This window comes from Planococcus sp. MSAK28401 (assembly GCF_018283455.1).
Classification (GTDB): Bacteria; Bacillota; Bacilli; order Bacillales_A; family Planococcaceae; genus Planococcus; species Planococcus alpniumensis.
The window spans coordinates 3,071,868-3,095,132 of sequence record NZ_JAAMTH010000001.1; the positions used below are offsets into that span (position 1 = coordinate 3,071,868).

A 23,265-nucleotide genomic window follows, 5' to 3' on the forward strand; every position below is an offset into this window, starting at 1 on the left:
CTTGCCACACAAAAAGAGCGGCACCGGATAAGTGCCGCTCTTAATAAATATTCTACATTCAAGCGGAAACGCTTTTACGCTTCCGGATCAATCGCTGCGCTCAGAACGATTTCGCCCTGTGGCGCCGTATTTCCACGGTTGGGTTCCAATGTGACGGCGATGGTATCCCAGCCTTCGGTATTTTCATCGAGACTGAAGAATACCGCGCCTTCGTTTTCCTGACTCGGCGTGAATGCACCGGTTGGAATCGGCTGGCCATCTTTCAACAGCCATACTTGATAGACTTGGTCTCCGCTCGTCGGTTCCAGCTGGTTTGCCTGAACTAGGAGGTTCAATGCCCCTTCTTCATGGACCAATGCAGCTGTTCCTGTTCCCTCAAATGTTTCGCTTGCCTGCAAATCCACTGTTTCAAAAGCGACTTCAGGTGTCGTTGGTGCGTCTGGCTGATCGCTTAGCTCGTAAAACGCGTAGGCGTTTCCAAGCAGCGAGACGAGCAGCGCCGCCGCGACGAGCGGTGTCCACTTTGATGTTCTGAATCCCCGCTTTGCCATAGTGGCAGGAGGCGTCGGTCTATCACGCTTTTTCGGCTCGTCTGCCAAAGGCGCTTGCTGCTCTCCCTCATCAAAGACCGCGTCTAAAATCCGCGCCTTCATGCCGGCATCCGGTGCTACCGGATCTGCAAGGTAAGGGAGTTCTCCTGTCGCATCCACAATGTCACGACATTCCGGACACTCCGCTAAATGTGCTTCAAACTGTTTTTGCTCTTCTTCATTCAACGTGCCATTCAAATAATCGATCAATTGGTCACAATTCACGTTTGTCATCCAGAACTCCCCCTTCCTGCACCATTTGCAAGGATGTCTTCAATTTCTTTAATGCTAAGCGGATCCTGCTCTTTACGGTTCCGAGCGGAATACCGCATTTTTCTGCGATGGTTTCATGCGTATAGCCTTTGAAATAAAATAGATGTACCATTTTCTGCTGTTCCTCCGATAAATGCCGGACGGCTTGATGGATCTGTTCGCTCTTCTCTTGCCATTCGGCCGTTTCTTCAACCGAAGAGTCGGTGCTTTCCACTTCCGCAATTTCATCCAACGGAACGGATGGTTTTTTCTGTTTGCGAATCAAATCCACTGCCGCGTTGCGCGACATCGTCACCAGCCAGGCAACAAACTTTCCTTTTCCTTCGTCATAGCTGCCAACCCCGCGCCACACTTTAACGAATACTTCCTGCAGCGCTTCCTCTGCCAAATCACGGTCTCCCGTCATTTTGCATAGATAGGAAAATAGCATCTTTTCATAGCGGTCATACAATTCTTCGAGCGCGTCCTTATCCTTGCCCCTGACGCGCTCATAAAGCAATGCGTCTGAAATTTTTTCCATGCCGTGTCCCCTTTGTTACAGATTTCGTATTCTTAGCTTACTATATTCCGCGGCATTTCGCTTAATTGACTTTGTTTGCTTGTTATCTATTCAACGCAGAAGAGGTCCAATTAGTTCACTTTCCCTTTAATTTTATTCCAATTATCGAACCTAGTGATTACACAAAAGGCTTACATGCAGCGATCGCGAATTTTTGAAAACATTCTATATATTGAAGTGATCCAAATTGCCGGATTCTGCGTTATATCTTTATAAGCGTTATACTAATGGAAGTGATGCAGCTAAGCGCTTTACAAAAGCTCACGAGCTTTCGATTGTGCAGCTGCCTGAAATGACTCCTTAATAATGAAGCAATCAATCGTCGGACAACGAAAGGTGGATGTGCAGATGAGACAATATTTAATCATGGGATTGGCCACAGCGCTTTGTATCACCTTATTTTTCATTTTAGATCCACTGAATGGAAATAATAATCCCGCAAAACCCGAAAGCAAACAGCAAGACACCGTCCAAACGGCAGCTAAACCAGCAGAACAGAAAACACCGAGCGAACGGCTAGACACACAATACAAAGACAAGATCGCTGAATTCCCGGTCCGTCCGGAACAGCAGGAAAAATTATCGGAACTGCGCCAAGAGCGGATGGACAATCTTCAAGGCATGAAGCCGGTGCGCATTTCGATTCCTTCCATCGGCATCGATGCAGCGATTGAAGAAACCGGCGTGTTGGACAACGGCGAAATGGGCGTGCCGGAAGACGTCAATCAAGTTGGCTGGTTCGAACCTGGTTTTAAAGCCGGGGCAGAAGGAAACGCTGTACTGGCAGGACATGTCGACAGCCTTACCGGTCCCGCTGTCTTCTATGAATTAGATCAACTGGAAAAAGGCGATCAATTCACACTGACAGATGCAGACGGGCGCGAAATGGTGTTCGAAGTCCGCGGCACCTCGAGCTACATCACGGACGAAGCGCCAGTTGAAGAAATTTTCGGCCGCTCGGACCAGCGCATGGTCAACCTGATTACCTGTACCGGTGATTTTAACCGCGACATCGGCTCGCACGAAGAACGCCTCGTTGTATCAGCTGAACTCATCTCCGATTCTGCGATGAAACAGCAGGCACCCGGTGCTCCTGACAACCTGAAACTTACTGCCACTGCCTTGTCATGGCATGCCGTGCGCGATGATGCCGTCATCGGCTACCGCGTCTACGAGGAAGACCTCGAGAGCGGCGAATCCAATCAAATTGCTACCGTATCATTATTCGAACGCAAAAGCATCCCGCTCGAAGCGGACGAATCCAAGCGTTATTATGTGGTATCCGTGAACGTCGACTTAAAAGAATCCAAGAAAGCTTATATACCTGAAGAATAGCGAATCCCCTGTCCGGCGTTGCCGGGCAAGGGATTTTTTTAATGTAAGACAGGAAGTATGAAGTGAAAAGAAGTGAGCTGAAAAGCTTCCGCTTTTCGACTGCGTTTCAGGGGCACGCTTGGGGTTCGCAGGATGCGAATCATGCAGCTGAAGAGATGGAAACATTTATATGAAAAAGAAGAGATGGGAAAAGCTCTCGCTTTTCGACTGCGTTTCAGGGGCACGCTTGCCGAGGGGCGGGTGTTGAGCCAATGTGCCAAAGAACGCGGCACATTTGTCTCGCCAGCCCGCGCGGTCCCTCAGGCGTCGGCCCCTTCCACTCCGTCTCTAGTTTTAGAAGTAAAAGAATTTTTCATGTACACTCAATTAAAAATGTGGAAATGCGTCATACTTTGCACCTCATGTCTTTTGTAGCAAAGAGAATGAGATTTTTTGGCCTAATCTTCAAACAAGCTATTCGGTTCAAGCACCAATTCGTCAGTTGCCACATCTCAGGAAGCGATTCCCCCACTAGCCGGCAACTAAATAAAGAAGCAGAACAATTTAAACAGTAAACGTCCAATGAAATCTTCTAGCCGCCGAGCGTAAAGGGGTGAGCCGATGCCGTAAGACAGGCGCTCTTCCTGGCTTATGGCAAGAGGCCAACCCAAAGCCCGGCGGCGACTACTAACCTGAAGCTTCAACAGAACAGCGAAACAATGCCACTTGCAAACCCTAGCTATCCTTAAACACGACTAGTCCAGGAAGCGATTTCCCCACTAGCCGGCAATTGCATATAGAAGCAGATCTGATTAAACGCACACGAATCAACGAAATCTCCCAGCCGCCATGCGCCCAGGGTGAGCCGACGCAGTAAGACAAGTGTTCTTCTTGGCTTATGGCTAAAGGACAACCCAAAGCGGGGCGGCGACTACCAACATGAAACCCAAATCGAATCCCGAAACAGCTTCACACGTAAACTCTCACTAACTCAATTCCTTTACTGCTCAGGAAGCGATTCCCCCACTAGCCGGCAACTGCATATAGAAGCAGATCCATTTGAACAAACTGCACACAACGAAATCTCCAAGCTGCCATGCGCCCAAGGTGAGCCGACGCAGTAAGACAAGTGTTCTTCTTGGCTTGCTGCTAAAGGCCAACCCCAAGCAAGGCGGCGACTAACAACATGAAACCCAAATCGAATGCTGAAACAGCTTCACATGTAAACTCTCACTAACTCTATTCCTTTACTGCTCAGGAAGCGATTTCCCCACTAGCCGGCAATTGCATATAGAAGCAGATCTGATTAAACGCACACGAATCAACGAAATCTCCCAGCCGCCATGCGCCCAGGGTGAGCCGATGCAATAAGACAGGTGCTCTTCCTGGCTTATTGCAGGAGGCCAACCCCAAGCAAGGCGGCGACTACCAACATGAAACCCAACTCGAATGCCAAAACAGGTTCACATGCAAACTCTCACTACCTGCTCCACACTCGTCCCGGAAAGCGATTCTCAGATTCCAGCTTCAGGCAATAGAAACTCACCGTCCCCACAACCTTCAGCTCACCCCAAGCGAAGAAGGATCAACTCCCTTTCTTAAAGCTCAGCGTCGTAACCGTCAAAAGAATAATAACCATGCCGATTATTTGGACAATGGCCAACTCGTCGCCGAGCAAAATCAAGCCAAATAACGAAGCGGTCACCGGCTCCACCATCGCAATGATGGAAGCAGTAGAAGGCGCGGTCCGTTCGATACCGATTGTATAAAGCGCAAAAGACAGGCCTGCGCCAACAATCCCGATCGCAATAAACCACCCCACATCGCTAGAACTGAACACTGAAGCTGCTTCCTGGAAATCGACAAACCATGCCAAAACGGCACAGAAAGCAATAAAAGCCAGTGTTAACACCATTTGCGGCTTGCCTTTTTCAGAAGCATTTTTGAATCCGAAAATGAATAACGCATAGGACAGCCCTGCGCCTAAGCCGGTGGCGACGCCAATGAAATTGACAGCGGAAGATCCAGTATCATAGGCTTTGGTCAATAGCACGATGCCGGCAAGAACACTGAAAATGCAGCCCCATTTAAACCACGTCGATCGTTCCAAGCGAAACAAAAAAGAAATAAGCAGAACAAACAAGGGGGCAGTATACATCAAGGTCGCAGCGATCGGAACGCTGGTCGACTCGATACTCAGAAAATAAAACGTAAAGTTTCCCGCTACCCCAATGCCCGCTACAATCGACCATAAGATTAAGCGAAGGGAAAAATCCCTTTTTTCAGTCTTGCTTAACAAAAACCAGCCCGCAAAACAAACCAGGCCAATGGAGCCACGGTAAAAGGAAATGACCAACGGATCCCAGCCTTTACTCAATAGGATATCCGCCAAGCCTCCTGTAATCCCCCAACAAACTGCCGCCAAAATGATCATCGTGATTCCTGCATATTTCATAACAGCCCCACCTATTCACAGTATTGTCGGCCGATACATGTTCCGCCATGCACTGCCCATTTCCCCTACCATTGCCAGCGCATGTTTCCCCTAAACTTTTTCCAGTTAATTAATTTCAAAATTTCCTTGTCAACACGTCCCATCCTGACTTTCTAGCTTTTTCCATAGAAAAAACCGGGGAGGCATTAGCCTCTCCGGTTTTCAACAATTTTCGCTATATTATTGTTTTCTTGTGCGGACAGCGACTGTCGTGATTAACGCTGCGAGCAATAGTCCAGCCAATACCCATAGGTAAGGAGCTGTTGAGTTAGCGCTCATTCCGCCCATTCCTGTTGAAGGCATTTCAGACGGCATTGCTCCTTCGCCGAATTCTTCAGGGAATTGGTCAGTGATCGCTGCAGACAATCCAGCAGCTGGCATTGTCATGTGTGCGTAAGCTTCACGAATTGAAGCGTAAGCTGTTTCATAATCTCCAGCTACGTAGCTGTCGAATGCTGTCAGCAATTGCTCAACATGCTCTGTCAAGCCTGCTTCAAGTGCATCAGCCGGTACGCGGCCTTCTGTAGCTGAATCCAAGAATGCTGCTTGGTCCACAATGTATTGATCCAATTCAGCTCGTGCTTGTTCTTGCCCTTCTTCGTTGCCTTCACCTGTTGCTGTTACATAGTCAACGAAATAGCCGATATGGGATTTCCATGTTTCTTCAAACTGCGCTCCAGCTTCTTCGCCGTAAACAGAACCGACTGCTGCAGAAAGGTCATCTGCGTTCGCCAAAAGGGCTGCCGCTGCCTGGTCGAAGCTTTCCGCTCCATCAGCACCGTCTTGCATCGCCATTGCCGCAAGTCCAGCGTGTTCTGTAAACGTCATATTCAATCCTGCACGCAGGTCTACTGCTGGTGTATCAGGGTTTGTGTTATCGAACTTCTCAGGGAACTGGTCCGTGATAGCGATCGACAATGTTTCTGCAAACATGCTCATGTGGTGGATGGATTCGCGCTCCCACTCATAAGCTGTTTCGAAGTCACCTTCTACATATGCATCAAATGCACCGATCAATTGGTCTACGTGTACATCAAGGCCTTCTACGACTGCTTTTTCAGACAAACGTCCTTCTGTAGCAGTATCGAAGAATTTCGCTTGCTCTACTTTGTATTCTTCAAGTTCAGCGAGGGCTTGCTCTTTGCCTTCTTCATTGCCTTCTGCAGTTGCTGTTACATAATCAACGAAATAGCCGATATGTGACTGCCAGATAGCATCGAATTGCTCTCCGCCTTCTTCACCGTAGACCGAAGCGACTGCCGCTTTCAAATCTTCAGCGTTTGCCAGTAATGCGCCGGACGCCTGGTCGAAATCTTCTGCTCCATCCACGCCTTTACGCATCGCTTCAACTGCAAGGAAAGCGTGCTCAGTTAATACTGTATCGAGTGCGATGCGAAGTTCCGCTGCTTTCGTTGCTGTCGGCGCCTCCATCTGCTGAGTCGATTCACCGTGTCCGCCTCCGTGGCTGTCTGCAAGTGCTGCTGTCGGTACTAGTAGGGATAAGCTTAGTGGTAGTGCCACCATTAATTTGTTCATTTTCATCATCCATCACTCCTCAGTTGTTTTTATTGTTCTACTAGCTCAACGGAAGGGAGATCAGTTTAGATCACTTTTTTTAAAAAAACTTTTTAAATTGCCAGAATCCATTTATTTCACGGAAGACATCAATGCTATGCTAGATGAAAATGAATGGACAGGAGCGACACTTATGCAGCCTTATTGCGCACAAGTATTTCATCAATTGGAACTGCTCGTTAACTCGTCGGGCGAATTGATCTCTTCTATAGAAGAAAGCGACTGGGAGGTGCGGCCGACTGCAGGAAAATTTTCGGTCGGCGAACTCATCGGCCATCTCGCGCTTATCTGCGAAGCAGACTTGCGCATTGCAGGTGGAGCCGGCGAATCCGAAATGCGTGCATTCTATAGTGGCAAAACGCCACATTCGAAAGAACAAGCCCTTATTGAATTGGCGCATGGCTTCGAATGGCTCAAAACCGCTTACCTTCCATTAGATGAAAGCCAGCTCCAGAAAATCCACATCGCGTATTGGGGTGTCAGTTACAGCCGTTTCGAATGGCTGCTCGAAACGCTGGTCCACCTCGCCCATCATCGCGGGCAATTGCATTCCATGATCGTCCATGGCCTCGGCAAGCAGCCAAACGTTCAACTGTTTGAATAAAGCTACAGAATTTACCAGTAGTTAGCATACATTTTTTTGGTTTTGGGTATGGACAAAGACCTAGTCGAAAATTCAAAGAAAGCCAGGTGCATTTAAATGTCTACATTAGAACACCCTGATCTATCTCGCATTCAAGAACTCGATCCGAATACACTCGGTGAAAAATTCCCCGTTCGTCGCCGAATCGTCGAAACTACGCTGTACTCAGCTTACTTCGTCCCAACTCAAGGAACACAAGGCCCGCCTTATGACATTCTCGTCATCGACCACCTTCCCGTCACGCCGGTTACTGCTTTTATCTGGTGCCGGCGCATCCAAGGCACCGGAACGAAAATGGAAGTCGTCAAAGAAATCACAAATGCACTCGACTATATGCGAAAGCGGCGTGATAGCTAAGCCCACTGCCTGCAACTCATAACAGCTTTTTATTTTCTTTTAACGATTGCCATAAATTTCTTTTAAATATAACTTTTATGGGTATTTTCTCTGTACTTTTGTACCGCTTAAATGGGGTATAATAGTCCTCACAATATGATTACGAAAGGACTGTTTCACATGCCTCTCGAATTTGCGCGCCTGGTTTTCATGGCTTTTTCCGTCTTGACGGCCACCGCCGCTTCCTATATCGCCCTCCTATTGATTGGCCGCATCGCCGATCGAAGCCGCAAACATCCGCTATGGTGGGTCGGCGGCAGCTCGCTGGTGTTTGGCACGGGTATTTTTTCTATGCATTTTATCGGAATCCTTACCTATCATTCTGCAGCGCCGGTCCAATACGACCCCATTTTATTGAGTATTTCACTCCTTGGGGCGATCGGTGCCGCTTTTCCGGCTTTTTATGTATTGCAGACCTCCCATCCGCCGAAGAGCCATTTGTACTTTAGCGGATTTGCCATTGGGTTCGGCGTTTTGTTCATGCATTATATCGGCGATGCCGCCGCCCAAGTACCAGGGGACCCACAATTTAATCTCATGCCATTTTTATTATCCATCGCCGTGGCATTCGTTTTTTCTTTTGCCGCTTTGCGGATTTTCTCCCGCAACCGCAAACGGCCGGACTCGCCAGGAAGAAAATTCCAAAGCGCTATTATTCTTGGGCTGACGATTTCCGCTGTCCATTATATCGGGATGCAGGCGGTCAGCTATTCTACTTTACCGACAGGAACAGCTTCCTTTAACGATATGGGCTTGGCTTTTGTTATATCAGCACTGATTCTATTATTGCTGGCCATTGCCGGTTATTTGGCGTTCCTTGACCGTAAACAATTAATCAACGAACAACTTTATTTGAGCAAGATCCGCGAAAGCGAACGGCGTTTCCGCAAACTTGCGGAAATGTCTACAGAAGCAATTGCCATTCACAGCGGCGGAAAGCTATTGTATGTCAACAATGCCTGCTTGCAAATGTTTGATGAAACCGATGCAGATAAATTGATCGGCACTGCCGTACTCGATTATGTCCACCCCCAATACCGTGAAATAGCGAAGTCACGCATTGCCTCCATGAATCAGGGGCTCAGCACTCCGCCCGCAGAACAAGTATGGGTTACGCCGAAAGGCACAACACATGAAGTCGAAGTGACCGGCATGGGGATAGAGTTCGAAGGTGAAGCAGCCGTGCAGCTATTGATTCGTGATATTACAGAACAAAAGAAAGTTGCACGCGAACTTGAATACAATCGCCAACGCTACGAATCGCTGTTTCAAAACAATTCGGATGGCATCTTTTCCTTGGATCCTGCTGGAAAACTTGTTGATACGAATGTCTCTTTTGAGCGCCTGCTCGGCTATAGCAGCGACGAACTCACCTCAGTGCCATTGCGTGAATTGATTGAAGAATGCCAACTGGATGCCACGAGAGTAAAGTTCCTGCTTGCGCTTGAAGGCATCACGCAACATTATGAAACACTCGGCATCCACAAATCCGGCCATCGTATTTCCTTGCGCGTCACCCACATGCCAATCGTGACGGACGGGACTGTCACCGGGGTTTACGGCATTGCCAAAGATATTTCAGCCGAAAAAAGAGCCCTCGCCCTCTTAGCGGAGAGCGAAGAGAAATACCGCTCGTTGTTCGACTATAATTTGGACGCCGTTTTTGAATTGGATAACTCCGGACACTTCGTCCACGCCAATTCGATGACAGAGGAATTGAGCGATTATACGCGTGATGAACTGATCGGACTTACATTCGCTCCGCTCATTGCAGAAAATCTTGAGCGTGTGCAAGGCTTTTTCCTCTTGGCTCTTTCAGGGGAAGCTGTCAATTTCGAACAGCGCATCAAACGGAAAGACGGGGAAATCATCGAGGTGGATATCAATGCCGTGCCAAAACACAGGAACGGCGAAATCGATGGCGTCTTTGCCATCGTCCGTGACATTACGGAAAAAAAGGCGACCGAACAGGAAATCAACCGCCTCGCTTTCACCGATCAGCTGACAGGGCTTCCGAATCGCCATTGGTTTTATCAAAATATCCGCGAGGTTTTGGCACGAACTCAAGCGCAGAACCAGAAAATCGCCGTGCTTTTAGTGGATTTCGATGACTTTAAAAACGTTAATGACCTGCTTGGGCATTTCGGCGGTGACCAATTCTTGAAAATTGTCGCCAACCGCATCCACTCCTGTCTTGGTCCCAAGGACGCCATCTCACGTTTTGGCGGCGATGAATTCATTATCGTCTCGGAAAATACGACCGAGCCTCAAGCCCATGCGCTTGCCCAAACGATTCTTCGCGTAATGCGTGAGCCGGTTCAACTGCTCGGACAGGAATTTTCGGTGACTTTAAGCATCGGCATCGCTTTCCAGAAAGGTTCAGAAAGTGACGGAGAAGAACTGATTAAGGAAGCCGATTTCGCGATGTATTCAGCAAAGGAAAACGGAAAGAATAATGTACAGGTATTTACGCACGAACTCGACAGTCAAATGACACGCAAAAGCCAGATGGAACAAGCGCTGAAAAAAGCAATCGATGAGCAGCAATTCGCGCTCCACTACCAGCCGCAAATCAATTTGGCGAGCGGCGAAGTCATCGGCTACGAAGCGCTGCTGCGCTGGCAATCGCCGTTCGGCAATGTACCGCCATCTGAATTCATCCCGATCGCAGAAGAAACCGGTTTGATTGTGCCGATCGGGGAATGGGCGCTCCGCCAAGCTTGCCGGGACAGCAAAGAGTTTTGCGCACTTGGCCATGCGGCGGAGAAAATTTCGGTCAATGTCTCGGCGCGCCAATTCAAGGACCCGGACTTCAGCGAAAAAGTGCAAGCCATCTTCGAACACGAACAAGTCGACCCCCGGCGCTTTGAAATCGAAATTACGGAAAGCGTCATGCTCGACATCGAACAATCTTCACGCATTATCTGCGAGCTGAAAGCGCTCGGTTTGCGCATCGCCATCGATGATTTCGGCGCTGGCTATTCGTCGCTGAACGTTGTCAAAAATGTCGAAATCGATACCTTGAAAATCGATAAATCCTTAATCGATGAAGTGCTCATCAACCGGCGCAACTTGTTCATCCTCGCCGCCATCATCGAGGTGGGGAAAAACCTCGATGCCTGCATCGTCATCGAAGGCATCGAGCTTGAAGAACAGGCAGAGCTGTTGAGACCTTTCGGCATACTCGGACAAGGCTATCTATTCAGCCGGCCGCTGCCGCCGGGCAGTCTCGATGACTTCCTCAGCGAGTCCGATTATATTACGGCAAGCACCCCAGCAAAACTCTTAGAATAATAAAAAAGGCGCGCAGCTTAAACGGCTGCGCGCCTTTTTTGTGTCCGGTTAATCTTTACGCGTGTATTTGCGCACTGCCGGCAAAATCTCTGTCGACAAGAGTTCGAGATTGCGCTCGAGGCGCTCCATCGGCACACCGCCGAAATCCATTTGGGCGATATAGCGCTGATGGCCATAGAGTTCGTGCTGATACAAAATCTTTTCGATGATCTGCTGGGGGCTGCCGATGTTCATGACGCTTTCTTTCGTCGCGCCGTGCTGGAACGCTTCCTGTGGATAACCGCGGCCATTGGTTTTGACCATTCCTTTATCCACATGTGGATAATATTCCGCAAGCGCTTGTTGAGTCGTTTCGGCGGCGTTGAAGAATCCAGCCGTCGCAACCGGCAATTGAGAAGCGTCGTGACCAGCTTCTGTTGCGGCATTGCGGTAAGCATCGATGGTCATCTTGAAAGTTTCCGCAGGGCCGCCGAGCGTCGCGAGCATCATCGGTACACCGGCATGCCCCGCTTTGACGGCGCTTGATGGATGCCCGCCGACCGCACGCCAAATCGGCAGCCTGCCGTTTTCCGGGCGAGGTAAAATCTGTGCATCTTTTAATGATGCGCGGAAGCGGCCGTTCCAATTGACGGTTTCCTGTTCATTAATTTCAAGCAAGAGCTTGAATTTCTCTTCGTACAATTCCTCGTAATAGCGGATGTCATAGCCAAGCAAATCGAATAGCCCGACACGGGACGCCCGCCCGGCAATGATTTCCGCACGTCCTTCTGAGATCAAATCGATCGTCGCGAAATCCTCGAAGACGCGCACCGGATCTGAGGTAGAGATGATTGTTGAAGAGCTTGAGACTTTGATTTTTTCAGTTGCCTGCGCGATTGCCGATAGGACGACCGAATGCGCTTGCGTGGCGAAATATTCCTGATGGCTTTCGCCGACGCTGAAAAAGTCGACGCCTGCCTGTTCAGCAAGCTGCGCGAAGCGGATAAGTTCGCGAATCCTCTCCCCTTCCGATTGCCGTTTTCCTGTATGCGGGTCCGGCAAATGATCGCCGAGTGTATAGATGCCGAACTCGAGGCCGTTGTTCGGATTGATGCGGTATTGTTCCATGTTCTCCGTCCTTTCGCCTTGCGTTTTCCCAATCCTTTTCAGTATAACGGTACGCACGACGGTGTGGAAATCATCCATTCGGCTGAAAAAGGAAGGAGAAGAACGCTCGTCTGCTGAACTAGTTATAGAAGAAAGTTACAGCATTAGGAGGACTGCAGATGAAAAAATGGACAGCTGCTGCATTGATACTTGCGGGAATCCTGCTCGCTGCCGGATGTTCCGGCGATAACGACGAAGACACAGCCGAAAGCGAAACGGCTTCGAAAATCGATGGGTTTTGGCAAGGAGCGATTGAAGTTCCGGGACAGCCGATCCCGTTTTCCATCGAATTCGCTGGAAACGAAGGCACCTTGAGCATTCCGCTGCAAGGCATCGAAAATTATCCTTTGTCGACAGTTAAGTTTAATGATCCGGAACTGGCTTTTGACGTCACCATACAAGGCGAACGGTTAGTGTTCGAAGGCGAACTGAACGCAGAAAAAATCACCGGCCAGATGACGCAGCAAAACCAAAACTTTCCGTTTGAACTCGAGCGCGGCGAAAAAGAACAAGCCGCCGACCCCGAGAAAATCATCGAAACGGAAGTCGAGGGCGGCATGATGCAAGCGCTCGAAGAAATTCCGAAAACGGACGGCCCCCACCCTGTAGCGATCCTCATTGCCGGTTCCGGGCCGACCGATAAAGACGGCAACTCGCTGACGCTCACCGGCAAAAACAATAGCTTGAAAATGCTCGCTGAAGAATTGAAAGCCGAGGGCATCGCCGTGATCCGCTACGACAAGCGCGGTGTCGGCGACAATGCCACACTCGCGAAAAATGAGTCCGAGCTGCGCTTTGATGATTATGTGGAAGATGCCGCTGCCTGGATCCGCTTTGCCAAAGAAGATGAGCGCTTTTCGGATGTTGCGGTTATCGGCCATAGCGAAGGCGCGCTCGTCGGTCTCGTCGCAGCTAATCAACAAGGCGTCGATTCCTATGTGTCGCTGACCGGCGTCGGGCGCACAGCCGATGAACTGTTAAGAGAACAGCTCAGTACTTTGCCTGCCGCACAACAGGAGGAAGCCGATGCGATTCTCGAACAACTCGCACAAGGCAACACGGTGGACGACGTAAGCCCAGAACTGCAGCAAATCTTCCGCCCGTCCGTTCAGCCGTATCTGCAGTCATGGATGGCGTATGACCCGATCGAACAAGTCGAAAAACTCGACGCGCAGGCATTATTTGTCGGCGGCACACGCGATTTGCAAGTGCCGGCACGGGATGTGGAACTGCTGCACGAAGCGAAACCCGGTTCCGAACTGTTAATTGTCGACGGCATGAACCACGTATTGAAATCCGTACCGGATGACCAACAAGCGAATATGGCGGCTTACTCCGACCCCGAATTGCCGCTTGCAGACGGGCTGGTGGACAGGATTGCGGAGTTTTTAAAAAACTGACAAAAAGACGGCACCCAAGTGGATGCCGTCTTTCGATTTACTGGTTAAGTTCACGTACCAAGGTATGAGCGTATCGGTCATGCGGCATTTGTGCGTCCATGTCCTGCCCGCGTTGTTTGAACCATTGAAGGGTCATGACCGAATCGCGGTGTGCCACACGTTTCAGGATCTGCTCTCCCGTCAGTTCGCCGCCGTCTGCGTTTTCGATCTTGATGCCAGCGACCTTTTGTCCGATAGTCTGTCCACACGTCTTCAATTGAACGTATTCAAGTCCCCAAAACACCACGGTCGGCGTAACGAGTGCATGCACCCATTCCTGTTTGACCTTTTTACGCAGCAGCGGCTCCACGACTCCGTTCACCGCACCCGAGATTGCCAAGTCGATGGCGAGCGCCTTGCCGCGTTTTTTCATCAACGCATCCATGTTCCATTCCCCCTTATTGCTGAATACATTCATTATAGCGTTTTGGCTCGGCAAAGACAGCAAGGGCTGTATACGTTATGATAAGGAAAAACCATGGAAAAACGAGGTGACACGCATGGCATTTCTAGTGATTTGGCTGTTGATGATTGCATACGCTGTCTTTTTTGCGCCTTCGGGTACCGGCGGCATCGAGTTTGGCCCGCTTCTGATGGGCGATTGGGAAGGGGTAGACCCGCTCATACTCGCCGTCTTCAACTCGCTCGGCATCTTCCCGCTCGTCTTTTTGACGCTTCTCGTGCCGAATGACCGCTTCCGCTGGCCGGCGTGGCCGTTCGCACTCGTGTCGTTCGGGGTCGGAGCGTTCTCGCTCTTGCCGTATTTCGCATTCGGCGACAAGCCGCCAGAGAAAAAGCGCCGCGGGCCAAATTGGCTGCACCGAATCCTGCGCTCGAAAGCGTGGCTGATTTTTGTCGCCGCCATCAGCATCATCAATTTCCTCACCGTCTTCCGCGGCTTTTCAATAGAAGCCTACGCAGAAGCGTTCCAAACATCGAGTTTGGTATCGGTCATGACCATCGACTGGCTCGTGCTATGGGGCTTGTCGGTCTACGCCACCTACCGCTTCTTGCCGGAGGCGAACTTCAAACAATTGGCTTTATTGCCGGTGGTCGGCCCTGTATTGGTGCTGCTAATGAACCGGAAAAAGCAAAAGGAAGAAACCGTTTAATGGTTTCTTCCTTTTTATGTGTAACGTTTTACGGTTACATTATAGTTTCTCCAGTACCTTGTCTGAAGAAAATTGCACCGGCAACACTTCTTTCGATTTTCCTTTTAGAGATAAATAAGTTCCTACTCTTAACAGATACTCAATCGGTCCCTGATTGAAATAATTCAAATACATGCTGCTCGCTGCCATTTGTAAAGCGTATACACCAATAGCAAGCAAAAAACCAATCCATAAATGGCTGTTGCCAAACAAACCTAATCCGTAGCCATAAAAAATAGAAGTCATAAGAACCGACTGCATCAAATAATTGGTTAAAGATAGTTTGCCCACAGCTTCAAATAACCCCATAATTCTAGACGACTGATATTTATGATACATCAACACAAAGAAAGCCACATACCCGATTGCTAAAATAAAGCTTCCGGTAGTGAACAAACCGTCCGTTATGGGATGGCCTTCAATTAAATGAGGAATCTTTAATGCAACCCCCGCAGGAATAAGCCAAACCGCCACACGATATTTCCTTGAATAAGATTCGATATCGGTGAACCAATCGCTTTTCGCCACGATCATCCCTAATAGAAACATGAACAAAAAAGAAAGTTGGCCAATTAAATACATCCCAAACATCAGGCCAATCGGAAAATCAAAAAAAGCCGGTAGCTCTGAAGCAAACTCGTTGATTTCACTATACGAACCTTGGCCATAAACCGCTTTTGCCTCCACCAGGTAACTACGGACACCTTCTGTCATATCGCCACCGAATGCGATTGCTCTAAGGTTTTCTTCTATAGGGAAAAATGATGCTGAAATAGTCAAAATTGAAACGGCCACAAAGCTTTTCAACAAGAATTCCCTTGTTCTCCCCAAAAAGAAAATCAATAGAAAACAAGACAAGCCATAAAAAACAAGAATATCCCCTTCCCAGATAAACGTCGCATGAAGCAGTCCGATACCAATCAGCATCAATGCCCGTCTTAAAATATTTCTTTTAATACCCTTACCTTTATTCATTAATGAATCCCGCAGTTTAATTAAAGAAAAACCAAATAAAAAAGTGAAAATGGGCATCGCACTGTATTCAATAAACACTTTAATGAAATAATAAATACCTAGACTCGGTGCATCTAACTCATAAAAAGAAATATATCCCTTTCCAATCACGCCATATTGAAAAATTAAAAGATTTGCCAAAATGATGCCCAATAAACTAAACCCTCTTAAAGCGTCTGCTACCCGTATTCTTGATTTCATCCGAGCCCTCCCATATTTGAATGCACTTTATTCCAATTTATAGCAAAATCTTAAAAAATGGAAGAAGATTTAAATCAAAATTTAAAAAAGCTGCTATTAGTTCCATTAAGATAACAAACGTTCCCAAGCGCTTAGCTGGGAACGTTTTTATTGGATTATAAAATTTTGAGATATCGATTTTTGGTTATTGCATTGCACCTATGCGCACTTTTTGCTTGTCCACAGCCCACTCATATGAACCTTCATGCAAGGTTAGGGTTTGGTCTTCAATCCAAGCGATTTTCGTGAACAGCTTCTGCAAGAAATAACGGTCGTGGCTGATCGCGATGATCGTGCCGTTGAACTCCTTCAAGGTTTCCTCAAGCACTTCACGCGATTCGATGTCGAGGTGATTGGTCGGCTCATCCAATATGAGCACATTGCAGTCTTCCTGCATCAGCTGCGCAAGACGCAAACGCACTTTTTCGCCCCCGCTGAGATCCTTGACGCGCTTGAAGACGTCGTGGCCATAGAACAGGAATTGCGCGAGCAAATGGCGGGCGTCGCCTTCTGTTATCGACAACTTGTCACGGAATGCTTCAATGACACGCGCCTCTCCGTCGAACGCCTCAAATTGCTGGGCGAGATAGCCGATTTTCACATTGCTGCCGCGGCGCACTTCCCCGCCGACCGGTTCGATCTCGCCCAATAAAATCTTCAGTAAAGTCGATTTTCCGGTGCCGTTGTCTCCGACAATCGCCAAGCGGTCCTGCCAGTAAACGGACAGCGCGACATCGGCAAACAGCACCTCATCGCCGAAGCCATGGAACACGTCCTGCAGTTCGAATACCCTCTTGCCGCTGCGGTCCTTGGCTTGCAATTTTAAGTTCATCGCCTTTTCTACCGACGGCCGCTTCACTTTTTCCATGCGCTCGAGCATCTTCTCCATCATTTTTGCTTTGCGGAACAAATCTGGATTCGGCGGCGAGGCTTCGTTTGCCCACTGGCGCAGGCGGCGTATGGATTCCTTGATCTTCTGGATTTTCTTCTGCTGTTCTTTATACGCCGCAAATTGCTGCTCCATCTTCGCCTGCTTATTGCGCAAATAGGCATCGTAATCGCCTTTGCTTTCCCACATCTCGCCGTCTTCGATTTCATAGACTTTATGCACGACGTTATTGAGGAACTGCCGGTCATGCGAAATGACGACGACCGTGCCGCTGTAGTATTCCAAGTAATGTTCGAGCCATTCAATCGCCGACAGATCCAAATGGTTCGTCGGTTCATCGAGCAGCAGGACAGACGGCTTGCGCAAAATGAGCTGCGCGAGCATCACTTTCGTCTTCTCGCCCCCGCTCAGCGAATCAAATCGCTGGCCCGTCAGATGCGCGACGCCAAGGCCGTTCGCCACGGCTGCGATCTTGGATTCCGTTTCGTATCCGCCAGCCTCCATAAACTGCTCCTGCAGCTCGCCGTATTGCCGCAGCACCCGTTCGTCCGCCCCGTCCGACAGCTGGATTTCCAGTTCGCCAAGCCGCCTCTCGATCCCGTGCAATTCGCTGAAGCTTTCGTTCAAGACTTCATATACGCTATATCCCGGATAGTCCGGGATTTGGTGCAGATAGCCGATTTGCGTGTTCTTCGTCCGGATGATGGTGCCGGCATCCGGCTCTTCCAGTCCCGCCAGCAGCTGGAATAAAGTCGTTTTGCCCGAGCCGTTGCGGCCGACAACTGCGATCCGTTCTTTCTCATTGATTTCGAGTGATAAATTGGCGAAGATTTCATTGCCGCCGATGGATTTTGTTAGTTGTTGTGCTGTGATTTGCATAGTTTACGCCTCCAGGGCGCAGCTGAAAATCGGTACAAAAAAAGACCGCCCCGTATCGGGCAGTCTTTTCTACTGGTGAAAAGAATGTCAGATATCAGCTGCGCGTGATTTTGAAATTGACTAAAAAAGGGCAGACTTCTCCCGTCGGCGTCAAATCAAACGTAATGACACGTGTGAAATACAAAGCTTCCTCCATTTTCACACCCATCACCGCAGCACATTTCTCCATTCTTGTCACCTCCGTTTCGTTTAATTGTCTTAATATTACCACATTGATTCAAGGAAGGGAATATCCAAATCTGCTATTTTCCCTGATTATCCCTTAGCTGGTACCTGCTCTAGCAGAGCTTTCAGTTCGGGTAACCCATCAATCACGGCGTCTGCTTCTTTCAATTCCTGTTCCTGCGCAAAATCAAAGCGGCAGCCGACCGCAAACAAACCGTTCGCTTTCGCCGCACGGATATCGGACAAACGGTCTCCGACGACCGCGCCTTCTGTCACACCGTATTTCTCTTTGATCATGTGCACGAGTTCTCCTTTATCGAGTGTCACGGTTTGCTCGATGCTGAACGTTTCCGTCACCCATTCGTCCAAGCCGTAATGCTCGACGATTGCCGCCAAATAACGCACCAGCCCGTTGCTCGCAATGAAAATCCGGTAGCCTTCCGCAGCTAGTTCAGCGAACACTTCCCTAGCGTTAGGGTAAAGTTCTCCTTTGCCTTCACTGATATTTGCGATTAATCGCTCCAGAAAATACGCATCCATCTCGCGCTTGGTCTCTTCGGGCTTATCCGGCAACAGCGCTTCCCATACTGCGGGCAGCGGCACCCCCATAATCTTTCGGTACGCTTCGATCGGCGCCGTGCCTTGCCACTCGCCCCGCTCGCGAAGAACCGCGAACGCTTCTTCCAAAGATGGCTCCAAAATCGTGCCGGTCTGGAACAAGGTGCCGTCCATATCAAAAATGACTGTTTTCATTGGTTCTCCCTCATTTCTGTTGTTAATTGTATAACGAAAAAGAACATCCTTGTGTTGCACACTCTATGCATACTGGAGAAAAAGGAAGAAGATTAACAGCCCCATTGTTAAGAGCGCTGTCCGTTCCATCTTTACTGAAACGGTATAAGCCAAAAAATAAAACCCGGCATGCAATCGCATGCCGGGTTTTATGGATTATTTTTTAATGCCCAAGGTTTTTTTATAAGCGTCCAAATATACTTGTTCGGACGGGCTCGCTTGGTCCGGCCCACTCATCGCGCGGTGCCAATGCGGATAGAATGGCGCCGGGCGCGCTGCCGCTTCGATCAAGTCGTGTTCGTCGCGCTTGAGCTTGATTTTATAGGATTCGATATTTTCTTTCAGCTGCTCTTCGTTGCGTGCTGCGATGACGATCGGGCCGACGTTCGGGCGGTCGCGCACCCACGCATAAGCGATTTGCGGAACAGTGGCGTTATGGTTTGCGGCCACTTCTTCCAGCGCATCGATCACCGTATACAAACGCTCCTGGTCATAAATCCAAGGCTCCGGCCAGCCCCCGCCTTGGCGGGTATCTTCCGGCGCTTCCTTGTCGCGGCCAATCTTGCCGTTCAATAAACCTTCACCGAGCGGGCTCCAGATCATTGAACTAACGCCAAGCTCCGTACCTGCCGGAAGCAGTTCATATTCCGATTCGCGCGCTTCTGGCGTGTAGTAGATCTGCTGGGTGACGGGCGGAATCAGGCCGTTCTCCACCGCATACGTGTGCGTCTTGGCAAGTGCCCAGCCGCTGTAGTTCGATACGCCCCAATGGCGGATCTTGCCGGCTTTGATCAAATCGTTCATTGTTTCGACCGTCTCTTCGACCGGCGTCTGCCCGTCCCATAGGTGGACGAAATACAAATCGAGGTAATCCGTGCCGAGCCGTTCGAGTGATTCATCGATCGATTTCATCAAGTTATTGCGGGATGCCCCGCGTTCATTCGGATGGCTGTCGAACGGGAAACCGGTTTTCGACGAAATCAGCACTTTGTCGCGCTTGCCGCGAATGGCTGCGCCGAGCACCTTTTCTGCATCGCCTTTCGAGTACAGGTTCGCCGTGTCGAACATATTGATTCCCGCATCAATCGACATATCGATCATGCGGTTTGCTGTATTTTCCTGAATGTTTCCTGTCGCTTCAAACCCATTTGTCCCGCTGAACGGAATCGTGCCGAGAATGTATTTCGGGACGCGCAGCCCCGACTTGCCCAAATTAATATAGTCCATTGAAGAAATCCTCCTCATTGATTGTCAGTTTTCAACTCATGAGGATTATTTACCCCTTCCAAAAATGCTTAAACTAATAAGCCCAGACCGTTTCCCTGCCAGCAAGTTTCAGGCCTTGGGGTTGAGGCCCGCCGCAAAGAATGGGCCTTTGATCGTCATCGTCGAGATGATGCGCGCGATTTCTTCCGGCGGTTCCCCCGTATCGCCGTTCAGCCATTCCTGGATGACGCCGATATAGGCTGAGGCGATATAAGCCGACAGGTAATGCGGCGGCACGAGTGAATTGCCGGCACCAACCAAGACGTCTTTATTGCGCTCGAACAGCGCCTTGCTCAAGAATTCCTTCATCTTGATCTGGAAGCTGGCATCGCCTTTTGGCCCCAGCAATGCTTTCATCAAGCTTTTATTGTGATGGAGAAATTCAAATAGCGGCACCGGCACGGCGAAATCCTGGATTTGCTTCATGCCTTCAATGAGCTGCGGAATGTTGCGGATGATCTTGACTTCCATTTCCTCGATCAATTGCTGCTGGCATTTGTCCATCAAATCGTATTTGTCCTCGTAATGGCTGTAGAACGTGCCGCGGTTGATGTTCGCCCGTTCGGTAATGTCCTTGACACTCATTGCCTCAAACCCTTTTTCTTCAATCAATGCAATCAACGCTGACCGGATCGCCTGCTGCGTCCGGATGACGCGTAAATCGGCTGGTTTGCCACTCATTTTTCATTCCTCCCTCATGTGTTTTCCAACACTTTTGCCCCAGTTGTCGCTTAAGCAACACATTGCCTGCTTTTGATTATTGTTCCCTTATAGGCAAGGAATTATACTAAAGCCAAGAACTAAAACGACAGCTTGTTTATTATCTTAGCCGCAATTAAACAGGAAGAACAGCACAGTTTAATGCAAGCACTCACAACGCTCCAGCAAACAGAGGAGGCAACCACATGGACATCCAGCTCTCGCACGTCAAAAAAAGTTTTGGCGACACGGCCGTCATCAAAGATGTGAGCTTCACCGTTGCAGCAGGGGAAATCTGCTGCTTGCTCGGCCCGTCCGGTTCTGGCAAGACGACCTTGATCCGCTTGATGATCGGCGCATTGCCGGCAGACAGCGGCACAATCCGCTATGGCGACACCGAAATGCCGAATATGGCGATTCTCAAACGGCTCGGCTTCATGCCGCAAAATGATGCTTTGTATGAAGACTTGTCCGCACAGGATAATTTAGCCTTTTTCGGCGGCCTCTACCATCTCCCGAAAGCCACGCGCAACGCACGCATCGCCGAAGTGCTCGATATGGTGGAACTGGCCGATCACAAACAAAAACTGGTGAAGAATTATTCCGGCGGCATGAAAAAGCGGCTGTCGCTCGCCATCGCCATTTTGCACAAACCGGATATCCTGTTTCTCGACGAACCGACCGCCGGCATCGACCCGGTCCTGCGCCGAAAAATCTGGGCACAGTTCCAAGCGCTCAAAGCACAAGGCACGACGATCATCGTCTCGACGCATGTCATGGACGAAGTCATCGAATGCGATAAAGGGGCGCTATTGTATAACGGCACGCTCATTGAATACGACAGCGTCGACCGACTGCTCGAAAAAACCGCAAGCGGCCGCATCGAGGATTTGTTCTTCGCCGCTTCAGAAAGCGAGGCGCGCCCATGATTCAGCTAGCGAAACGCGTCATCCGCCAGACCGTCAACGACAAACGCAGCGTCATGCTCATCCTTGTCGCGCCGCTATTGATCTTGACCTTGGTGTACTTCCTGCTCGGTGATTCGGATTATGTCGCTACGGTCGCCATCGACCCGGACGCTGTGCCCGCTCCCGTCATCAATGCGCTGGAACAACAGGAACTGGAGCTGGTCGACATCACCGCCGACGAAGCCGATCAAGCACTCGATTATTTGCAGCAGCACGAAGACGTCGACGCCGTCCTGCGCTTCCCGGAAAATTCCGGCATGGACATCACGCTTTATGAGCCTTCGACAAAAGGCGCCACGGCCATGAGCGAAATCCAGGAGGCAATGGCTGATATCAATCCGTCAGCTGAAACCACCGTCAGCTACGTTTACGGCACTCAGGATCAAAGCTTATTCGATTCGCTTGGCTACGTCTTTCTTGCGTTGTTCTCGTTCTTTTTCGTGTTCATCATCTCCGCGATGGCACTGGTGCGCGAGCGCAGCCGCGGCACGCTCGAACGCTTGATGATGACGCCGATCCGGCGCGGCGAAGTCATTGCCGGCTACACACTCGGCTACAGTGTTTTTGCCGTCATCCAAGCGATCATCATCGTCTTGTACGCGATATTCGTGCTGCAGCTGAGCAATGAAGGGAATATCGGCTGGGTGCTGCTGACGATGGTGCTGCTCGCCGTCACCGCCGTATCGTTCGGCGCCACCATTTCCATTTTCGCAGGCTCCGAGCTGCAAGTTGTCCAGCTGATTCCGTTTACCATCATCCCGCAAGTGTTCTTCTCGGGTCTCATTCCGCTAGATTTGATTCCGTATCATCTCGGCAACTTGTCGTATATCATGCCGATTTATTACGGAGCCGCTGCCATCAAAGGCATCATGGTCTATGGCGACGGGTTGTCGGATATCTGGGGCTATCTCGCCGGGCTCACCACTTACGCGCTTGTGCTGTATATCATCAACACGCAAGCCTTGAAGAAATTCCGAAAACTATAGAAAAAAGCGGACGAAGCCTATGCCTCGTCCGCTTTTTCATGTATTCAAAAACTTATTCCGCCCACAAGATTTGGTACGAGCCGCTCGGTTCTTGTTCTAAGCGGCAATTATCGGACAGGATCGGGCGGAACGCTTCCACTTGCGCTTCATCCATGGAAATGCCCGACAGCCCAAATTCGGTCTCTGTGTAATCAAGATCCGCTTCCTGGTCGAACTTGATGCGCAGCAAATTTTTCGCGCCGTTGATCGTCAGGAATTTCACTTGGTAGCCGTCGCGGAATACCGCCTCAAGTTCTGAACCGAGCGATGCGAAATCATCGTTTTTCAGAAGGTCGCCGATTTCTACGCCTTCCCGGCGAACCTTTTCAATCCGGATTGCGTCCGGCATGGAAATTTTGGTCAATGTCATACTATCCCTCTTTCCGAATTTCTA

General features: G+C 49.6%; 21 protein-coding genes. 8 read left to right on the forward strand and 13 right to left on the reverse strand.

The window, feature by feature from the left end; genetic code table 11:
• Nucleotides 1-74 precede the first annotated feature (74 nt).
• Both G3255_RS15505 and G3255_RS15510 read right to left on the reverse strand, forming a co-directional pair.
• A complete protein-coding gene (locus G3255_RS15505; RefSeq protein WP_211655293.1) occupies nucleotides 75-824 on the reverse strand; it encodes an anti-sigma factor in 750 nt (249 codons plus the stop codon).
• Entirely contained in the window at nucleotides 805-1,383 is a 579-nt protein-coding gene (locus tag G3255_RS15510; protein WP_211655294.1) for an RNA polymerase sigma factor, read from the reverse strand. Before G3255_RS15510 ends, G3255_RS15505 begins: the two co-directional genes overlap by 20 nt.
• 387 nt (nucleotides 1,384-1,770) lie before the next feature.
• On the opposite strand from G3255_RS15510, the gene G3255_RS15515 reads away from it, so the two are divergent.
• Complete coding sequence (locus G3255_RS15515; RefSeq protein WP_211655295.1) at nucleotides 1,771-2,757, forward strand: class F sortase; 987 nt, start codon at nucleotides 1,771-1,773, stop codon at nucleotides 2,755-2,757.
• Nucleotides 2,758-4,321: 1,564 nt separating this feature from the next.
• Here G3255_RS15515 and G3255_RS15520 read toward each other — a convergent pair.
• Nucleotides 4,322-5,191: a DMT family transporter gene (locus G3255_RS15520; protein ID WP_211655296.1), complete on the reverse strand. Its 870-nt coding sequence runs from the start codon at nucleotides 5,189-5,191 to the stop codon at nucleotides 4,322-4,324.
• Nucleotides 5,192-5,410: 219 nt separating this feature from the next.
• On the reverse strand, nucleotides 5,411-6,772 hold the full coding sequence (locus G3255_RS15525) for a copper amine oxidase (protein ID WP_211655297.1): 1,362 nt from the start codon (nucleotides 6,770-6,772) through the stop codon (nucleotides 5,411-5,413).
• A 130-nt stretch (nucleotides 6,773-6,902) separates the two neighbouring features.
• On the opposite strand from G3255_RS15525, the gene G3255_RS15530 reads away from it, so the two are divergent.
• The 3 genes from G3255_RS15530 to G3255_RS15540 all read left to right on the forward strand — a co-directional run bounded on the left by G3255_RS15530 (nucleotide 6,903) and on the right by G3255_RS15540 (nucleotide 11,138).
• Nucleotides 6,903-7,409 carry a DinB family protein gene (locus tag G3255_RS15530; RefSeq protein ID WP_211655298.1) on the forward strand — a complete coding sequence of 169 codons (507 nt, stop codon included), beginning with the start codon at nucleotides 6,903-6,905 and terminating at the stop codon, nucleotides 7,407-7,409.
• Nucleotides 7,410-7,505: 96 nt separating this feature from the next.
• Nucleotides 7,506-7,805, forward strand: a complete 300-nt coding sequence (locus G3255_RS15535) for a hypothetical protein (RefSeq protein ID WP_211655299.1) — start codon at nucleotides 7,506-7,508, stop codon at nucleotides 7,803-7,805.
• 159 nt (nucleotides 7,806-7,964) lie between these two features.
• A complete protein-coding gene (locus tag G3255_RS15540) occupies nucleotides 7,965-11,138 on the forward strand; it encodes a bifunctional diguanylate cyclase/phosphodiesterase (protein ID WP_211655300.1) in 3,174 nt (1,057 codons plus the stop codon).
• A 48-nt stretch (nucleotides 11,139-11,186) separates the two neighbouring features.
• Here G3255_RS15540 and G3255_RS15545 read toward each other — a convergent pair whose 3' ends face one another.
• Nucleotides 11,187-12,245, reverse strand: coding sequence for an LLM class flavin-dependent oxidoreductase (locus tag G3255_RS15545; RefSeq protein WP_211655301.1), 1,059 nt, complete (start codon nucleotides 12,243-12,245; stop codon nucleotides 11,187-11,189).
• A gap of 158 nt (nucleotides 12,246-12,403) precedes the next feature.
• On the opposite strand from G3255_RS15545, the gene G3255_RS15550 reads away from it, so the two are divergent.
• Entirely contained in the window at nucleotides 12,404-13,684 is a 1,281-nt protein-coding gene (locus G3255_RS15550; protein WP_211655302.1) for an alpha/beta hydrolase, read from the forward strand.
• 37 nt (nucleotides 13,685-13,721) lie between these two features.
• Here G3255_RS15550 and G3255_RS15555 read toward each other — a convergent pair whose 3' ends face one another.
• Nucleotides 13,722-14,108 (reverse strand): RDD family protein, encoded by a 387-nt coding sequence (locus tag G3255_RS15555; RefSeq protein ID WP_211655303.1) that lies wholly within the window; start codon nucleotides 14,106-14,108, stop codon nucleotides 13,722-13,724.
• Between the two features lie 115 nt (nucleotides 14,109-14,223).
• Between G3255_RS15555 and G3255_RS15560 the strand changes: the two genes are divergently transcribed.
• The gene (locus G3255_RS15560) at nucleotides 14,224-14,835 is read left to right on the forward strand and encodes a hypothetical protein (RefSeq protein WP_211655304.1); all 612 of its coding nucleotides are present in this window, start codon (nucleotides 14,224-14,226) and stop codon (nucleotides 14,833-14,835) included.
• Between the two features lie 39 nt (nucleotides 14,836-14,874).
• Here the strand turns inward: G3255_RS15560 and G3255_RS15565 are convergent, their stop codons facing one another.
• From G3255_RS15565 to G3255_RS15585, 6 genes are all read right to left on the reverse strand, one after another.
• Complete coding sequence (locus G3255_RS15565; RefSeq protein ID WP_211655305.1) at nucleotides 14,875-16,089, reverse strand: DUF418 domain-containing protein; 1,215 nt, start codon at nucleotides 16,087-16,089, stop codon at nucleotides 14,875-14,877.
• Between the two features lie 184 nt (nucleotides 16,090-16,273).
• The gene (gene abc-f, locus G3255_RS15570; protein WP_211655306.1) at nucleotides 16,274-17,896 is read right to left on the reverse strand and encodes a ribosomal protection-like ABC-F family protein; all 1,623 of its coding nucleotides are present in this window, start codon (nucleotides 17,894-17,896) and stop codon (nucleotides 16,274-16,276) included.
• A 94-nt stretch (nucleotides 17,897-17,990) separates the two neighbouring features.
• Nucleotides 17,991-18,125 (reverse strand): hypothetical protein, encoded by a 135-nt coding sequence (locus tag G3255_RS20245; RefSeq protein ID WP_257721097.1) that lies wholly within the window; start codon nucleotides 18,123-18,125, stop codon nucleotides 17,991-17,993.
• An 86-nt stretch (nucleotides 18,126-18,211) separates the two neighbouring features.
• A complete protein-coding gene (locus G3255_RS15575) occupies nucleotides 18,212-18,874 on the reverse strand; it encodes an HAD family hydrolase (RefSeq protein ID WP_211655307.1) in 663 nt (220 codons plus the stop codon).
• A gap of 195 nt (nucleotides 18,875-19,069) precedes the next feature.
• The gene (locus tag G3255_RS15580; RefSeq protein WP_211655308.1) at nucleotides 19,070-20,140 is read right to left on the reverse strand and encodes an aldo/keto reductase; all 1,071 of its coding nucleotides are present in this window, start codon (nucleotides 20,138-20,140) and stop codon (nucleotides 19,070-19,072) included.
• A gap of 108 nt (nucleotides 20,141-20,248) precedes the next feature.
• Entirely contained in the window at nucleotides 20,249-20,860 is a 612-nt protein-coding gene (locus tag G3255_RS15585; RefSeq protein ID WP_211655309.1) for a TetR/AcrR family transcriptional regulator, read from the reverse strand.
• Between the two features lie 224 nt (nucleotides 20,861-21,084).
• On the opposite strand from G3255_RS15585, the gene G3255_RS15590 reads away from it, so the two are divergent.
• Entirely contained in the window at nucleotides 21,085-21,807 is a 723-nt protein-coding gene (locus tag G3255_RS15590) for an ABC transporter ATP-binding protein (protein ID WP_211655310.1), read from the forward strand.
• The gene (locus G3255_RS15595; RefSeq protein ID WP_211655311.1) at nucleotides 21,804-22,832 is read left to right on the forward strand and encodes an ABC transporter permease; all 1,029 of its coding nucleotides are present in this window, start codon (nucleotides 21,804-21,806) and stop codon (nucleotides 22,830-22,832) included. The genes G3255_RS15590 and G3255_RS15595 overlap by 4 nt, the downstream gene beginning before the upstream one ends.
• Before the next feature lie 52 nt (nucleotides 22,833-22,884).
• Here G3255_RS15595 and G3255_RS15600 read toward each other — a convergent pair whose 3' ends face one another.
• On the reverse strand, nucleotides 22,885-23,241 hold the full coding sequence (locus G3255_RS15600) for a hypothetical protein (protein WP_211655312.1): 357 nt from the start codon (nucleotides 23,239-23,241) through the stop codon (nucleotides 22,885-22,887).
• Nucleotides 23,242-23,265 lie beyond the last annotated feature (24 nt).

Excerpts from the sequence above, each read along its gene's own strand:
- G3255_RS15565 (WP_211655305.1), bottom strand. The coding sequence starts at position 16,089 with ATGAAATCAAGAATACGGGTAGCAGACGCTTTAAGAGGGTTTAGTTTA.
- G3255_RS15560 (WP_211655304.1), top strand. The coding sequence starts at position 14,224 with ATGGCATTTCTAGTGATTTGGCTGTTGATGATTGCATACGCTGTCTTT.
- abc-f (WP_211655306.1), bottom strand. The coding sequence starts at position 17,896 with ATGCAAATCACAGCACAACAACTAACAAAATCCATCGGCGGCAATGAA.
- G3255_RS15545 (WP_211655301.1), bottom strand. The coding sequence starts at position 12,245 with ATGGAACAATACCGCATCAATCCGAACAACGGCCTCGAGTTCGGCATC.
- G3255_RS15530 (WP_211655298.1), top strand. The coding sequence starts at position 6,903 with ATGCTAGATGAAAATGAATGGACAGGAGCGACACTTATGCAGCCTTAT.
- G3255_RS15585 (WP_211655309.1), bottom strand. The coding sequence starts at position 20,860 with ATGAGTGGCAAACCAGCCGATTTACGCGTCATCCGGACGCAGCAGGCG.
- G3255_RS15540 (WP_211655300.1), top strand. The coding sequence starts at position 7,965 with ATGCCTCTCGAATTTGCGCGCCTGGTTTTCATGGCTTTTTCCGTCTTG.
- G3255_RS15595 (WP_211655311.1), top strand. The coding sequence starts at position 21,804 with ATGATTCAGCTAGCGAAACGCGTCATCCGCCAGACCGTCAACGACAAA.
- G3255_RS15535 (WP_211655299.1), top strand. The coding sequence starts at position 7,506 with ATGTCTACATTAGAACACCCTGATCTATCTCGCATTCAAGAACTCGAT.
- G3255_RS20245 (WP_257721097.1), bottom strand. The coding sequence starts at position 18,125 with ATGGAGAAATGTGCTGCGGTGATGGGTGTGAAAATGGAGGAAGCTTTG.
- G3255_RS15555 (WP_211655303.1), bottom strand. The coding sequence starts at position 14,108 with ATGGATGCGTTGATGAAAAAACGCGGCAAGGCGCTCGCCATCGACTTG.
- G3255_RS15550 (WP_211655302.1), top strand. The coding sequence starts at position 12,404 with ATGAAAAAATGGACAGCTGCTGCATTGATACTTGCGGGAATCCTGCTC.
- G3255_RS15590 (WP_211655310.1), top strand. The coding sequence starts at position 21,085 with ATGGACATCCAGCTCTCGCACGTCAAAAAAAGTTTTGGCGACACGGCC.
- G3255_RS15505 (WP_211655293.1), bottom strand. The coding sequence starts at position 824 with ATGACAAACGTGAATTGTGACCAATTGATCGATTATTTGAATGGCACG.
- G3255_RS15525 (WP_211655297.1), bottom strand. The coding sequence starts at position 6,772 with ATGAAAATGAACAAATTAATGGTGGCACTACCACTAAGCTTATCCCTA.
- G3255_RS15575 (WP_211655307.1), bottom strand. The coding sequence starts at position 18,874 with ATGAAAACAGTCATTTTTGATATGGACGGCACCTTGTTCCAGACCGGC.
- G3255_RS15580 (WP_211655308.1), bottom strand. The coding sequence starts at position 20,140 with ATGGACTATATTAATTTGGGCAAGTCGGGGCTGCGCGTCCCGAAATAC.
- G3255_RS15520 (WP_211655296.1), bottom strand. The coding sequence starts at position 5,191 with ATGAAATATGCAGGAATCACGATGATCATTTTGGCGGCAGTTTGTTGG.
- G3255_RS15510 (WP_211655294.1), bottom strand. The coding sequence starts at position 1,383 with ATGGAAAAAATTTCAGACGCATTGCTTTATGAGCGCGTCAGGGGCAAG.
- G3255_RS15600 (WP_211655312.1), bottom strand. The coding sequence starts at position 23,241 with ATGACATTGACCAAAATTTCCATGCCGGACGCAATCCGGATTGAAAAG.
- G3255_RS15515 (WP_211655295.1), top strand. The coding sequence starts at position 1,771 with ATGAGACAATATTTAATCATGGGATTGGCCACAGCGCTTTGTATCACC.